Origin of the sequence: Acinetobacter sp. TR3 (assembly GCF_027105055.1) — a bacterium.
GTDB lineage: Bacteria > Pseudomonadota > Gammaproteobacteria > Pseudomonadales > Moraxellaceae > Acinetobacter.
Genome location: NZ_CP114264.1, coordinates 334,965 through 349,782, shown reverse-complemented (window position 1 = coordinate 349,782; position 14,818 = coordinate 334,965). Strand labels below are relative to the sequence as shown.

Sequence of the window (14,818 nt, the reverse complement as noted above, 5' to 3'; positions counted from 1 at the left end):
TTACTCCACCCGTAAAAATTCAAAAATCGGTTGATACAAATCATAAGAATAATGATCACAGGCATATTGTAATAAAGCGGTTGCATCTTGTTCCTGCAAAATGAATTGCCAATCACGGTGCAATTTACAAGCTTCATTCTGGGTCATATCAAAACCCGAGAAATCCCCCGTATCATTCCAGTCCTTCAAGACTTGCTTTTGACTGTCTTCAGTTAACATCTGAGTTGAATCCAGCTCAATCCATTCATATTGTTTGCCCTTTTCTAGTGGCTTTAATACTAAGGCTGCAGGCAAAACCACAGGCTGCTGCTGTGCATCGTGCCAAAGCTGTAACCATGCATTTAAATAATGCTGTGCCTGTTGTGAATTTAATCCTTCACAAATCACCGTCTGATCGCTAAACACCACAATTCGGCGCTTCGTTGTGACAGTCTCACTATTCAATACCACCAACCAAAGCAAGTATTCCAGCCAGACTTTGGCAAAGCGCTTGGCACGTGCACTGGAAGCATCCAAACTGACCCAATCTTGGCTCAGTTGTTTCGGGGTCACACAGGCGATTTGTAATTGTTTCGAGACCCGCCAAACCCGTTGCGTGGTTTCAGTCGGCGCTGGGGCATACTGCTGCAAGCGTTCCGACAAGCGTTGCTGCTCTAAGCGACTTTGCTGCCAAGCACTGTGCTGAACTTTGCCAACGGGCAACTGATCTTGCAAAATACTCGGTGATATCGACTCATCCTGCTGCTGTAAAAAATACCGAATGGCATATTTACCGAGACCATCGAGTAATAACGGTTCAGCTTGATCAAGCGATGCTTGTGCAGTTAAATTTTCCACACCCAAGGTCTTTAAATACAACCGTGCAGGGAAACTAATATCCTGAATCCATTGCTGACTCTCCAAAATAATCATTTCATTTTGTTCAACGGGATAGGTGATATTGGCCCACGCCTGTCGCTCACCCTTCACCTGCTGAATCTGTGAGGCGACCTTAAACCATTGGTCTTGGAAGCGCACAGGCCGATTCGAAACAAAGCCGAGTGGATCAAAAGGCTGTAACCGATGTAAATGATACAGTGGATAAAGCTGTGGCGGGATTTGTAATGCATACAATCCAGCTAAATCCACTTCTGATAAAGGAAGACTATCTTCGCCGCTAGTCGGTTTTACAATCAAAGCCAAATGCTCGCGGAAGCCCTGCAACACACTGGATGGTTCTCTGACTTCGCCATCATTAAGATCAAAGCCATTATAAAACAACCAAACTTGTTCTTGCGCCAGCAGGACTGCATCTAAAAATGCTCCCTGATCATCTTCCAAACGAGAGCGATCACCTAATTGCTGACGTAGTGCATCCATCAAGTCAAACGGAATATGACTGTCCCGATTTGGAAATTTACCTGTATCCAAGTTCAACATCACGATCAAACGATAAGGAATCGGGCGAATTTGTCCAATCTGACTAAAGGTAATTTGTCCTGTCGGTTCAACTTGCGCAGACTGACTTTCCAATGTGCGCTGAATTTCTTCAATAATATAAGGCAAAGGTAAGGTAATTTGGCGCAACTGCATTTCTGCATCGTCATAATAGCTGGCCAGAGTCAGCATCCGCTCCTGCTTCTGAATAATTTCACGGATTGCTTTTAATGCCACCACATCGGCTTGTTCAAACTCTTGTACATCCTGTTTGATCCGTTGCAACCATACCTCAACAGGCAAACGCTGTCCTTGCTCATGTGCCACCAGCCAATCTCGTCGCGCTGCTAAATCTTGATAGATCTGAATCAGAATACCTATCAGTTCAAAATCACTTGGCTGCACCAAGGCATAACTAAGCATATCCTGCACCATTACATGGGCAGGCACAGCAATTCCTAAAGCCAAACGGTCCAAAGCAAATTTAAAACTATAACGATAGTCTTGATCATCGTCACTCAAACTTTGCTTTAAGTGTTGTTCGTCTAAACCACGCTTAAAGCCAGCATCATCGAGTAAACTCAGAATCCGTTGTACCTGTGTATAATCCAAGCCATAACGTTGTTGCGTCGCGGAAAGATTGAGCCAATCCGCAAAATCATCTTGATTAAATCGCCCTTGTGTCAGTTGCAAACGTCCGAGTACAGCACGCCATGCGTTTAAGGCATCTAATTGCGCAACGCCAGCAATTTTAACAGGTAAAAATATCTCATGTTCATTGGCAACTGCTGGGAACACACTACGGATCAAAGGCTCTAGTTCAGCTAAGTTCGGAGCCAAGATCAATACGTCATTTGGACGACGTGGCTGAGCATCCGCCTGAGATAGCCAATGCACCAACTGCTCTTTTAAGACTTCGAGTTGTCGTATGCTGGAGTGGCAAACATGGATTTGAATGGATTCATCTTCTGCCGCAAGCTCATATTGCTGCAACTGTGGCTCCGCCAAATAGAAGATATCGGATTGAATTTTACCCAGTAGCGTTTCAGGAAACTGCTCTACAAAGGCATCAACCCATTTACCTTCATCTCCAGTTGCCAGTTGTGACAACAGCGAAAAGTGGTCACGTGCCTGCTTGCCCAAACGGGTCAGCAATGGATGTCGAGACTCACGATTTAAGGCATTAAAGCCCAAACTGAAACTGTCAAAGAAAGCAGCAATGTCTGCATCGCTGGCGTTGGGATGTTTGGCAATATAGCGCTCTTTTACACCCAAGTCATAACGCTTCTTCCAGAGTGGATCGACACTGTCAGCCCAATATTCTTGTGATGGGTTATAGTGCAAAATTACCACATCCAGATATTGCCCCAAACGACGTAAAAATTGCAGTTGGCTCGGCGGTAAATCTAAAATCGTAAATACAATCACCTGACTTGGCAGTTGTGTCAACGCTTTCTGACGTGTCTGCTGATTCTCTAGAAGCTGCCAAAAATCAGCATCAATGCTTTGTATTTCAACAAAGTCATCATGAAAGTAGTTTTGCCACAACCAACGCTGCCAAGCTTCCAACTGTTCAGTTTGTTGCAAGCTAAAGGCTGAAGTTTGTTGATCCGTGGGCGCAATCAATTGTTCGATATTTAAGGCTTTATTCTGTCCCCAAGTCGATAGCCAATTCCCCACACAGGTACAATTGCTTTGGCAGCCGCGTTGACAATGACCACGATAAATCATGTAGTTATTAAACAGTTGTGAAACCTGCTCCGCCACCCAATACAACATACTTTGTTTTTTAAGTTTTTTTTCAGTACCTTGCTGCAACTGATCAGCACTAGCATAAATCCGTTGCACAATCGAATATAAAGGGTGTTCTTGTGCAAGGCTATTCTGTTCGGGTTGAATAAAAGGCTGTAAAGCTTGATGAATGCGCCATTTTAAAATCAAGCGAGGAATATTGGCTTTACGCACTTGTTCTTTATTTTCTAATACTTGCTGATAGGCATACCACTGAAAACCACGAATGCGTTGATGAAATTGATAGTTGGCGGTCATGCCTTGTTGTTCGGCAATTTTCTGCGTCAACCATTGTTCTTGTGCGGGGCTAGGGACAATAAAATGCTGAGTTTTAAATACCTGAAATGGAGAAGAACTCGGTTGGGTGATTGATGCCATCACACCTTGTAATAACACTTCAAGGCGTTGACTTTGAATAACATGAATACCCATCTACGAATATGACCTCATCAGGAATGCTTATTGTATTGCACAAAAACGTACATATTTATCACTATACAACTTCATATAACTATGTCACGTTAAACACACAAGGAAATAAATAAATTGTTTTGAAATTCACCACTCAATCCGATTGAATGTACTATCGAGGGATAAACTTTAGGTATAACTTTATGAAAATTGAAAAAATTCCTGATTCGATTGATCCAAGCTTAAACTTGGAGCAAATTCGTGAAGAGTGTTTGGCACTGACCAAAAATCGTGCATATTGGTCTGCAGGCGCAGCGATTGTACCCATCCCATTTTTTGATGTGGTCGTTGATTTGGGCATGCTCTCTCAGATTATTCCTTATATTAATGCGCGTTTTGGTTTAGCACCTGAACATATCAGTGTTTACGACCCTGAAACTAAAAAAGTGCATTGGGATGAACTACGCAAACGTGGTTTCGAATTTTCAGGTTTTGTGGTGGCGCGCACAGCAATGAAAAAATCTTTTAATGGTTTTTTCACGAAAATTGCCACCAAGCAAGTGACCAAGTTTATTCCTTTAGGTGGACAACTGGTTGCTGCAAGCCTCGGTTATTTCATGATGCGTAAAATCACTGAAGCACATATTCAAGATTGCTATAACCTTGCCAAACGAATTCAACAAAAAAGTCGCAGTACTATTGTGGCTTAATCATAATATTTGATGACGACAAGGCGGTTTAATCCGCCTTGAGTTGTTTTAAAATCGCCTTTAAAACTTCGATTCGTGCTGTATTTTTATCATCAGTAGCGATTACATACCAAGGCGCATAATCTGTGTTGGTTCGTTCGAACATATCTGCAGCAGCTTTTAAATAATCGTCCCATTTATCACGATTACGCCAATCTTCTTCAGTAATCTTAAAACGCTTATGTGGGGTTTGTTCACGATCTTTAAATCGAATTTCTTGTTCATCTTTACTGATTGCCAGCCAAATTTTCACAATCACGGTTTGGCTATCTACCAAGTTTTCCTCGAAACGGTTGATTTCGTTATAAGCACGTTGCCATTCAACAACTGAAGCAAAACCTTCTATACGTTCAACTAGAACACGACCATACCATGTACGATCAAAGATGGTGATTTTCCCACCATCATTCAGCTTATTCCAAAAACGCCATAGATAAGGACGGCGTAATTCATAACGTTCAGGTGCAGCAATACTATGAATTTCATATTCACGTGGATCTAATTTTTTAACAATTCTTTTTATTGCTCCCCCTTTACCTGCGGCATCCATCCCTTCAAAAGCAACAATCACTTTTCGCTCGTCATAACGTAGAGCATCCGCCACTTTTTTGGTTAATTTGTTCAATTCCTCTTTGTAGTCTTTTTTATCTAAGCTTTGCTTTTGGGGTTCTAACAGTGCTGTGGGAATCTGTGCTTGCTGCCATTTTTCAGTGACTTTGGTTTGATGGTCAGGCAACTCTTGTAAGGTTTGTAATATGTATTGGGCAAAGCATTGATCACGTAAGGCTTCATCTTCGCCATCAATCACAAACCAATCATCGGTAAATCTTTGGCTTAAACCTTGTAAGGTATCGTACTGTTTTTTATTGCGCCAATCTAAGCCATGCAATTTATGCCAATGCTGTTCCGAAGCATCGATTTGGTCTAAGCGTTTTTGTAAAGACTTCCACGATAAATCAAACCAGACTTTGACCACATGCACATTATTATGTTGTAAATCATGCTCAAAAGAACGCATCTGTTCGATATAAGTATCAAACAATGTTTCATCTAATGGTTTTGACACATGCATGGCGGTTGACAGCAAATCACTGTACCAATTCCCAAACATCACCACGATCTGACCTTCGGCAGGAATAAAGCGCGTATAAGACTGCCAAAAGGTTTGATAGGTCGTTAATAACCGTGGTGCATCTGCTTTAACTCTTAAATAGCGTGGGTCTAACCATTCTCTTAATTGTTTAACCGCTTCACCTTTCCCTGCCAGTTCAATCCCACTCACCAAAATCAGAACACTTTTTGCATTTTTCTTATCTTGACTATCTTTTAAGGCATATTGGGCTTCAATCAAATCTAAAGACAACGCATCTTCATCACGCAATTCAAATTTTGGTTGTTGTACACTCATATTCGGCTCTAAATGGCTCATTATTAAGAATAAGTATAATGAAATCTATTTCACTGCATGCAAAACCCTTGTACAGTTTCTGTAGAACTCAATCCGTGTATCAACATAGTGACCGATTGTTAGACATTTAGAGTTTATGCTGTCATGGTTCTTCGTTATGATGCAGCCTATGATTTTCTGGTTTTATTTTATTTGAGTTCGAATATGTCAAAACTCGCTGCATTTGATCATCTTTTATTACAATATCAAACTCTGAATTACCACCAAAATCCAGCACTTAAGCAACGTCTGCATGAAGTACAAGCGTGGATGAAAGCACGCATCGCAGAAACCCATAAAGAATTTTTTGCTCTGCCTGAAAATCAACTGATGGCACAATATTTTCTCAATCGCTTGTATGGTGGTCCTGATTTTGATGCAATTGCACAACAAATCGAACGCCTGTTGAAATATGCACATAAAGCAGAAAGCTTACTCCCTGAAAATGCAATTAAAACAGGAACAAAATCGGTCAGTCTTGCTGTACTTGCCACTCAACTTGATGAACAAGTCGCAGAACAACTACTCAAAGATTATCCTTTAGAAACACCACTAACTGATGAAATCATGCGCCAGACCTTAGTCAAACTCGATCAAGGCGATGCACGTTATGAACAATTACAATTACTTGACGAGCTTGGTCTCACATTAGATAAGTATATGCGCTCTACGATGATGTATGCAGCTTTTAAAATGTGTAAAGGCATTGCAACCAAATATCAATTTGAACGTATGTACGAGTTTATCCAAGAAGGTTTTGCAGCAATGAAACCAATGAAGTCTGCTGCAACGTTTATCAAAACATTTACGGCAAAAGAACGTGAAATCATAGAAAAAGTGCACGCTGGTCACCCAAACCCATTTCGTGACTAAATTGAATTGATCGCCATCCCTCTTCGTGTTAGGAGGGATTATTGAATTCAAAAACAAAAATTAAAAATGCTTTTGAGCGTGTGACTTTCTGTATATTATTCATAACAATGATATGCTAAACCCTGTAAAAAAATACAAAATCTGTCATCATGCTTGCTGATTCGTGCCGCTAGAGCGAAAGTTTAGGAGAAAACAATGTCTAACGAAAACCAACAGCCTACCCCAGAAGTTGAGCAAAACCCAAGTTCAGACAAAGTCAGTCCTTTCCTCAGTTCTCCACTTCCTCAAGGAGCACCTCAAGGTCAACAGCAATCGTTACAACAAGGTTCAACATCAACACCGAATACATCAGTACCGAAATATAATTTGCCACGTGGTGCCAACACGGGAAATGTTGGAGCAACCACTCACTTTGGCTATCAAACCGTCAGTAGCGATGATAAAGCACAAAAAGTTGCTGAAGTTTTCCATTCAGTTGCAAGTAAATACGACATTATGAATGACCTAATGTCATTTGGTATTCACCGCCTTTGGAAACGTTTTGCGATTAATATGTCAGGTGTTCGCCGTGGTCAACATGTACTTGATATTGCGGGTGGTACAGGTGACTTAGCAAAAGTATTTAGCCGTGAAGTCGGTCCACAAGGTCATGTCGTACTGTCAGATATTAACGAATCTATGTTAAATGTAGGTCGTGATCGTCTGCTTGATGCAGGCTGTACCAATGTTGATTTCGTACTTGCCAATGCTGAAACTTTAGAACCCTTTGCCGATAACAGTTTTGATTTAGTGACCATCAGTTTTGGTTTACGTAACGTGACCGATAAAGATGCCGCACTACAAGCCATGTATCGTGTACTTAAACCAGGTGGTCGTTTATTGGTTCTCGAATTCTCTAAACCTGTGTTCGAACCATTCTCTAAGCTTTACGATCTTTATTCATTCACTGCATTACCAATCATGGGTAAACTCGTTGCAAATGACTCTGAAAGTTATAAATATCTTGCAGAATCTATTCGTATGCATCCAGACCAACGTACCCTCAAAGGCATGATGGAAAATGCAGGCTTCCAAAGCTGTGACTACCATAACCTCACTGGTGGTATTGTTGCAGTTCACCGCGGATTCAAACTTTAAGGCTTAAGATATGTGGTCGATTTTAGCACTCGGTGCAGTCGAACGTATCATTCATCATGTGATTGATTTGGATGCGATTACACGCATTCAACTCAATCAACTGCAAGGGCAATTATTACGTGTTGTGATTGATAGCCCACAACTCTCAGTTGATGTTTTTTTTGATGAAAATAAAGTTCGCCTAGAACCTACTGTCACAGGACAGGCTCAAACGCCTTCAATTTTCGAACAACGTCCTTTCGATAATCAAAATAAGATTACCGATGCTACTGCGACTTTAAAAGTTGCGAATGTAGTCGAGCTAATAAAGCTGCTGTTGAGTGATATGGATCAGATTGGTAATATTCCTTTACAGGGTGATTATCATCTTTTGCAAGACATTCAAAGAATTATGCAACAGGTCGAGCCTGATCTTGCGGCGCATTTATCCCCTTGGATTGGTCCACAACTGGCACATGAGTTGGGCAGAATTCAGCTTGCACCTCAACAAATAAAACGCTCGTTGCAAAGTCATTTGTTCTTTGTCGAAGATGCACTTAAAGAAGATAGTGGTTTATTTGCTCCACGTTGGCAAATGGATGATCTGAATCGAGAAACTCGCCAGCTCAATCAAGAGCTAGATCGCTTAGAAGCTAAGTTTCAGCAATTACAGGCTTCTTTCAACCCACAAAAACAATCCTCTCAAGACTAGGTAAGATTTTATATGATTCCGCATGTTACACGGTTACTCGAACTCTGGCGTATAGCAGCACACTACCGCCTTGACACCTTGTTCCCTGCGGAAGAATTACCAGTTAAAGCACGCCATGCCCTAAACATTATCAAAACCCACCCTGCGGCATGGTCAAGCCGTGAGAAAAAGAATCCGCTCAAGCTCAAAGAAGCTTTAGAGGATATGGGACCCTTAGCGATTAAACTAGGTCAGTTGCTTTCTACTCGTCGTGATTTGATTCCACCAGAAGTATTATCACAATTGGTGTTGTTACAAGACCGTGTCAAACCCTATGACACCCAATTGGCAAAACAACGCATCCAAGAATCGCTCAAAGCAGATGTATCCACATTATTCTCTCGCTTTGATGAGCAACCCCTTGCTGCGGCATCGATTGCACAAGTCCATACTGCTGCCTTACACGATGGTCGTGAAGTGGTAGTTAAAGTCACTCGCCCTGATATTCGCAATCAAATTCTGCAAGACTTTGAAATCTTGGCATGGCTCGGTGACTGGCTTGAAAATCGTTTAGAAGCAGCTCGTGCTCTGCATTTATCTGAAATTATTCAAGACTATCGTCAAATTATCTTGAATGAACTTGATTTGAGTCTAGAAGCGGATAATACCCGCCGTATGCGTCATTACTTTACAGGCTCAAGCATGATGTACGTGCCTGAAGTCTATATGGACAGTAAAGATGTCATGGTAGCCGAACGCATCACAGGTGTGCCTATTTCAGATATCGCAACCTTTGATCGTTTGGGTATGGATCGTGCTGATTTGGCTGAAAAAGGTTTAACCATCTTCTTTACCCAAGTGTTTCGTGACAATTTCTTCCATGCCGACATGCATCCGGGTAATGTGTTTGTTGAAACCATTAACCCAAGCAACCCACGCTTTATTGCGTTGGACTGTGCCATCATGGGTGAATTGTCTAAGCATGATCAAATGACGATTGCACGGATGTTGCTTGCAGTGATGAACAGCAACTTTATGCAATTGATTCAGATTGTACATCAAGCAGGTTGGATTCCGCCGGGGACTGACCAAGATGCCTTGTCGCGTGAAATGCGTCGCACAGTTGGGCCGATGGTTTCAAAACCAATGGATCAACTGGATTTCGCAGGAATTTTAATTCAAGTCATGGATATTGCGCGTCGTTTCCATTTAGAAATTCCACCGCAATTGATGTTGTTACTCAAAACCTTGGTACATGTTGAAGGCTTAGGCACAGATCTTTACCCACAACTTGATATTTGGAAACTGGCAAAACCGATTTTGACCGAATGGGTCAAAGCCAATATGAACCCAGTTAAAAATATCAAAGAACTCGGGCAACAAATCCCAGACTTGTTATTAGGCGCTCAAGACTTACCGACCCTACTGATCGACAGTTTAAATGGTTTAAAAAACCAATCCGCATGGCAGGACAAACAACTCCGCGAAATTCAGCAAATGCGTTTGCAAATGCAACAACAGCAACGCCGTAGTTGGATGTTTGGCAGTACCATGTTGATTTTACTGACCATTGCCATCATCAGCCCTTGGTTTGTCTCAGTGGTCTTGATTGGATTGAGTGCATTGATCGCACTTTGGCGAATTATGAAATAAGTTCTAAATCCCTTGTACTGACAAGGGATTTTTTATAAGCAAGATTTATTTTCAGAAATTGCCGTGATTCAATTAAGATCATAGCTAAACAAATTTATAGATCCTTAAAAAAGAATAAATAATGAAAACACCACATTTCGCCATTATCGGTGCAGGTACAGCGGGACTGGCGACTGCTATTTTGCTCGCACGAGAAGGTCATCAGGTCACGATTTTTGAAAAGGTTGAAGAACTATCGCCTGTTGGCGCAGGCTTGTTACTACAACCTGCGGGTTTGGCTGTTTTTGAACATTTAGGCATACTCGATCAGGCATTAAAACTCGGGGCAAAAGTCACAGGTTTAGAAGGACAACTTCCCAATAAACGTCTATTGGTGAATAGCCACTATCATCAGGCAGGCAACAACCTTTATGGTCTCGGCATCCATCGTTCTACGTTGTGCTATATCCTCACTCAAAAACTCGCTGAATATTCAAGTCATGTCACGTGGCGAATGAGCCATCATATTGAACGCATTGAAGAACAGCCGCATGAAATTCGATTATTTGGCACTGATCAACAACACAACTTTGATGACTGTTTCGATGCTGTACTAATTGCCAATGGCGCGCGCAGCCAACTTCGCCCTAAAGCATGGGTCAAAGTTGATCAAGCTTATCCGTGGGGAGCTGCATGGACAATCGTGCCTGAATGCCTAAATTTAAATCCTGAGATCCTGCATCAATTCTATGATCGTTCTAAAATCATGATGGGCGTTCTGCCAACAGGTGCTATCCCAACTGCTCCTCAGCAACGACTTTCCAGTGTGTTTTGGAGTTTACCAACATCACAACTGCAATCATTCTTAAAAACTGAACAATCAAAACAAGATTGGTTAAAGCAAGTATCAGATCGTTGGTCTGATGTCGCTGAATGGCTAGAACAACTTTTATTGGATGAACACAATCAACCGCAATGGTTATCTGCTCAATATCGTGATGTGGTGATGTCTCGATACGGACAAGGTCGAATCGGGGTGATTGGTGATGCTGCACATGCCATGAGTCCACAATTGGGACAAGGTGCGAATATGGCACTTTTAGATGCGTGGGCTTTTTCCCAATCATTACGCGCCGCTCAGAAAAATCAGCAAATTGACTGGTCAATGTTATGGCAACATTATCATCAACAGCGTCGTTCCTCGACTCAGTTCTATCAATTCCTTAGTCGTTTACTGACTCCACTTTATCAATCTGATCATTGGTGGACGGGTGGCTTACGTGATCTCACTTTTCCGTGGATGTATCAAATCCCCTATTTTCGTAAAGAAATGGCGATTACCATTTCAGGTTTAAAAACAGGTATGTTCCAACATATGAGCTATCAACAGATTGCGACATACCCACACAATCAAAATGCATTAATTCAAAACAATCAATCACTACCTGAATATGACTAAGCGTAAAAATAGGATTTGAATTAAAAATGAAAATAAGTTATTTAGATCATTTAGTTCTGACAGTCGCTAGTATTGAAACAACTTGTCAGTTTTATCAATCTGCTCTGAATTTTGAAGTGATTACTTTCGGTGAAAATCGTAAGGTACTTCAATTTGGTCATCAAAAAATTAATTTGCATCAAGTTGGCAAAGAGTTTGAACCTAAAGCACTTCGTCCGACTGCAGGTTCTGCGGATTTATGCTTTATTGCTGAAACACCTTTAAAGGACGTGATTGCACATCTTCACGCATTAAACATTGAGATCATTGAAGGCCCTATCGAAAGAACTGGGGCAATAGGAAAAATTCTTTCGATTTATTTACGTGATCCAGATCAGAACTTGATTGAAATATCGAACTATCTCAATACTTAAAAATTAAAATTCATCAATAAAAATAGGGTTAGACATGAAATATAGTTTTCTATGGGCTTTGTATCGGCAGGATAAAGGCAAGGCGATTCGAAAAGGATGCTGGTTTTTATTTCCTAGCCTTTTTAACTTGTTTTGTTTTCTAAATTTTCACCATCACTTTATTGAATGGCAAATAAATCCTAAATCAACGATAGGACGATTGGTGATCAGCCCTCTATTTCCGTGGGTGATTTTATGGGACAGCTTGCCCTTTATATTTCTTCTATTGATCCATCAAAAATATTTGCCTCGAATTTTAAACATTTGGCTTTATATCACAGGCGCTTATTTTTTAGTTGATGCTTGGTTTTGGTCAAGCTATCCTTGGGGTATGCTGATCATTGTTGCTTCTGCATTACCCTTTCTCGAAATAGAAAACAAAAAACTCATGGGTACTTATATCCAACCAAGCACCTAAAGCATTTTTTACCCAACAAGCATAGCCAACCCTAGTCACAACCGCTACACTAACGGCTTTCCGCTCAATGGATTTTTCACTCATGTCAAACTGGTTAGATGAAGTTAAATTTGATTCCAATGGTCTTGTTCCTGCCATTGCACAACATCATCAAACTGGTCGAGTGTTAATGGTTGCGTGGATGAATCGTGAAGCCTTACAACTGACTGCTGAAAAAAATCAAGCTTTGTATTACTCACGTTCACGTCAAAAATTGTGGCACAAAGGCGAAGAATCAGGGCATTTCCAAACAGTGCATGAAATTCGTTTAGATTGCGATGCTGATGTGATTATTCTGCAAATTGAACAGCATGGTGGAATTGCTTGCCATACAGGTCGTGAATCTTGTTTCTATCGCAAACTGACCCCTCAAGGTTGGGAGATTGTAGATGCTCAACTGAAAGATCCAACTGCAATTTACGGCGCATCTGCAAAAGTCGAAGCACACGATCATGGTCAAGCTGAACAAGTTGACGTACTCAGTCACTTAGGGCGTTTGATGCAAGAACGTAAAAAAGCTGAAGCAGATAATTCTTATGTTGCCAGCCTATACAAAAAAGGCATTAATAAAATTTTAGAAAAAGTCGGCGAAGAAAGCATCGAAAGCATTATTGCAGCCAAAGATTATGCAGCACATGCTTCTTTAGAAAATAAGCATGATCTGATTTATGAAGTTGCAGATTTATGGTTCCACACGATTGTAATGCTCGGCTACTTCGACCTTGATCCACAAGAAGTTCTAGATGAACTGGCTCGTCGCCAAGGTCTTTCTGGTTTGGTTGAAAAAGCCAACCGTAGCCAAGAAGCGTAACCCCTGCCTGTGTCGAATATCGAGAAACCCAAAGCCACCTATGAGCAAGCGATTGCGATAGACAATGCTCGTTTAGGTCAGTCCTTTAAAGTGATTGCGTATGCTGGCACAGGTAAAACCACGACTTTACAAATGATCAGTGATGCCATGCCCGAACGGCGTGGTATGTATTTGGCTTTCAACAAAGCCATTGCATCTGAAGCACAGAGTAAATTTCATGGCAATGTAAATTGTCGTACCTTTCACTCTCTTGCCTTTCGTAGCGTACCGCGTGGCGTGACTGATAAATTACGACTACCTCGCTTAAGCCCAAGTTTTATCGCTAAAGAATATCGTTTAGAGCCTATTACGCTGCGTCGTTTAATGGGTGGACGTTACGAAAAATATGTATTGATGCCAAGTCGTCTTGCGAGTTTGGTTGCCAATGCCGTCAGCTATTTCTGCTCGACCAGCTCACAATACCCTGCCCCTCGTCATATCCAAGCACCTAACTGGTTGCATCAAGATGATATTGAATCGTTACAACAGCACTTATATCCAGCAGTTGAACGCCGTTGGTTAGAGTCGATTGATCAAAATCATCAAGCAGGCATTGGTCACGATATTTACCTCAAACTTTGGGCATTATCAGAACCCAATATTCCAACAGATTATGTTCTGTTTGATGAAGCACAAGATGCTGACCCATTGATGCTTGGCATTTTACTACGCCAAAAAAGCACACAAGTGATTTATGTCGGTGATGCACATCAACAAATCTATGCTTGGCGTGGTGCGGTCAATGCCATGCAACAAATGCCATTACATGAAAGTCGCTTAACCACCTCTTTCCGTTTTGGCGATGCAATTGCTGATGTTGCCAATAGTCTGCTGGGTGCATTAAATGAAACTGTTCCGCTACTTGGCAATCCAAATGTTAAATCGAGTGTGGTGAATAAACCGCATACCAAAATGCGTGATGCAATTCTATGCCGTACCAATGCAAGAGCAATGGAACTATTACTCTCAGGTTTAGTACATGGTGACAAAGTCGGTTTGCAAGCTGATCACCAAAAACTCAGTCGTTTTGTTGATGCAGCCAGTTTACTCAAACAAGGCAAACGTATTACCGATGTACCCGAATTGGCTTGGTTCAACTCTTGGCATGATGTGCATGAATATTGTGAAACCAATGATGGTAGTGATATTAAGCCCTTAGTTAAACTGGTTGATGATCACGGTACTGAGCCACTCAAAAAAGCGCTTGCTAAAATCACGCCCATTGAACAAGCAGATTATGTGATTTCCACCGCACATAAAGCCAAAGGCTTGGAATGGAATCGTGTGCATATCGAAGATGATTATCAATTTAAAATCAATGGACTAGAACACAAAATTACAGATGAGGAATTAAGATTACTTTATGTTGCCTGTACTCGTGCTAAAGTAAGTTTAAATATTCATCATCTTTACGATTTGATACAACAATTAAAACGGGGCGCTCCCTCAAGTCTTCGCCAGTCCGTAGGTTAAG

General features: G+C 41.3%; 12 protein-coding genes. 10 read left to right on the top strand and 2 right to left on the bottom strand.

The features are described from left to right. A complete protein-coding gene (locus tag O1449_RS01670) occupies positions 1–3,639 on the bottom strand; it encodes an exodeoxyribonuclease V subunit gamma (protein WP_269238981.1) in 3,639 nt (1,212 codons plus the stop codon). A 182-nt stretch (positions 3,640–3,821) separates the two neighbouring features. On the opposite strand from O1449_RS01670, the gene O1449_RS01665 reads away from it, so the two are divergent. Beyond that, positions 3,822–4,328: a hypothetical protein gene (locus O1449_RS01665; protein ID WP_269228966.1), complete on the top strand. Its 507-nt coding sequence runs from the start codon at positions 3,822–3,824 to the stop codon at positions 4,326–4,328. A 28-nt stretch (positions 4,329–4,356) separates the two neighbouring features. Here the strand turns inward: O1449_RS01665 and pap are convergent, their stop codons facing one another. After that, the gene (gene pap, locus O1449_RS01660; RefSeq protein WP_269238980.1) at positions 4,357–5,775 is read right to left on the bottom strand and encodes a polyphosphate:AMP phosphotransferase; all 1,419 of its coding nucleotides are present in this window, start codon (positions 5,773–5,775) and stop codon (positions 4,357–4,359) included. 204 nt (positions 5,776–5,979) lie between these two features. Here pap and O1449_RS01655 point away from each other — a divergent pair, with 204 nt between their 5' ends. The 9 genes from O1449_RS01655 (at position 5,980) to O1449_RS01615 (ending at position 14,817) form a co-directional block, all read left to right on the top strand. Further along, entirely contained in the window at positions 5,980–6,687 is a 708-nt protein-coding gene (locus O1449_RS01655; RefSeq protein ID WP_269239653.1) for an FFLEELY motif protein, read from the top strand. A gap of 195 nt (positions 6,688–6,882) precedes the next feature. Further along, positions 6,883–7,824, top strand: coding sequence for a bifunctional demethylmenaquinone methyltransferase/2-methoxy-6-polyprenyl-1,4-benzoquinol methylase UbiE (ubiE, locus tag O1449_RS01650; RefSeq protein ID WP_269238979.1), 942 nt, complete (start codon positions 6,883–6,885; stop codon positions 7,822–7,824). 10 nt (positions 7,825–7,834) lie between these two features. Beyond that, positions 7,835–8,515 (top strand): ubiquinone biosynthesis accessory factor UbiJ, encoded by a 681-nt coding sequence (locus O1449_RS01645; protein WP_269228970.1) that lies wholly within the window; start codon positions 7,835–7,837, stop codon positions 8,513–8,515. A gap of 12 nt (positions 8,516–8,527) precedes the next feature. Then, a complete protein-coding gene (locus O1449_RS01640) occupies positions 8,528–10,147 on the top strand; it encodes an ABC1 kinase family protein (RefSeq protein WP_269228971.1) in 1,620 nt (539 codons plus the stop codon). 121 nt (positions 10,148–10,268) lie between these two features. Beyond that, complete coding sequence (locus O1449_RS01635; protein WP_269238978.1) at positions 10,269–11,585, top strand: FAD-dependent oxidoreductase; 1,317 nt, start codon at positions 10,269–10,271, stop codon at positions 11,583–11,585. Positions 11,586–11,611: 26 nt separating this feature from the next. After that, positions 11,612–11,998 (top strand): VOC family protein, encoded by a 387-nt coding sequence (locus O1449_RS01630; RefSeq protein WP_269238977.1) that lies wholly within the window; start codon positions 11,612–11,614, stop codon positions 11,996–11,998. Between the two features lie 34 nt (positions 11,999–12,032). Beyond that, positions 12,033–12,455, top strand: coding sequence for a hypothetical protein (locus tag O1449_RS01625; RefSeq protein ID WP_269228974.1), 423 nt, complete (start codon positions 12,033–12,035; stop codon positions 12,453–12,455). A gap of 82 nt (positions 12,456–12,537) precedes the next feature. Further along, on the top strand, positions 12,538–13,305 hold the full coding sequence (gene hisIE / locus O1449_RS01620) for a bifunctional phosphoribosyl-AMP cyclohydrolase/phosphoribosyl-ATP diphosphatase HisIE (protein ID WP_269238976.1): 768 nt from the start codon (positions 12,538–12,540) through the stop codon (positions 13,303–13,305). A gap of 9 nt (positions 13,306–13,314) precedes the next feature. Continuing rightward, entirely contained in the window at positions 13,315–14,817 is a 1,503-nt protein-coding gene (locus O1449_RS01615; protein ID WP_018677438.1) for a UvrD-helicase domain-containing protein, read from the top strand. Position 14,818 lies beyond the last annotated feature (1 nt).

What these genes read in the sequence shown, in the direction of transcription:
- O1449_RS01670 (WP_269238981.1), bottom strand. Translation starts at nt 3,639, where the DNA reads ATGGGTATTCATGTTATTCAAAGTCAACGCCTTGAAGTGTTATTACAA.
- O1449_RS01665 (WP_269228966.1), top strand. Translation starts at nt 3,822, where the DNA reads ATGAAAATTGAAAAAATTCCTGATTCGATTGATCCAAGCTTAAACTTG.
- pap (WP_269238980.1), bottom strand. Translation starts at nt 5,775, where the DNA reads ATGAGTGTACAACAACCAAAATTTGAATTGCGTGATGAAGATGCGTTG.
- O1449_RS01655 (WP_269239653.1), top strand. Translation starts at nt 5,980, where the DNA reads ATGTCAAAACTCGCTGCATTTGATCATCTTTTATTACAATATCAAACT.
- ubiE (WP_269238979.1), top strand. Translation starts at nt 6,883, where the DNA reads ATGTCTAACGAAAACCAACAGCCTACCCCAGAAGTTGAGCAAAACCCA.
- O1449_RS01645 (WP_269228970.1), top strand. Translation starts at nt 7,835, where the DNA reads ATGTGGTCGATTTTAGCACTCGGTGCAGTCGAACGTATCATTCATCAT.
- O1449_RS01640 (WP_269228971.1), top strand. Translation starts at nt 8,528, where the DNA reads ATGATTCCGCATGTTACACGGTTACTCGAACTCTGGCGTATAGCAGCA.
- O1449_RS01635 (WP_269238978.1), top strand. Translation starts at nt 10,269, where the DNA reads ATGAAAACACCACATTTCGCCATTATCGGTGCAGGTACAGCGGGACTG.
- O1449_RS01630 (WP_269238977.1), top strand. Translation starts at nt 11,612, where the DNA reads ATGAAAATAAGTTATTTAGATCATTTAGTTCTGACAGTCGCTAGTATT.
- O1449_RS01625 (WP_269228974.1), top strand. Translation starts at nt 12,033, where the DNA reads ATGAAATATAGTTTTCTATGGGCTTTGTATCGGCAGGATAAAGGCAAG.
- hisIE (WP_269238976.1), top strand. Translation starts at nt 12,538, where the DNA reads ATGTCAAACTGGTTAGATGAAGTTAAATTTGATTCCAATGGTCTTGTT.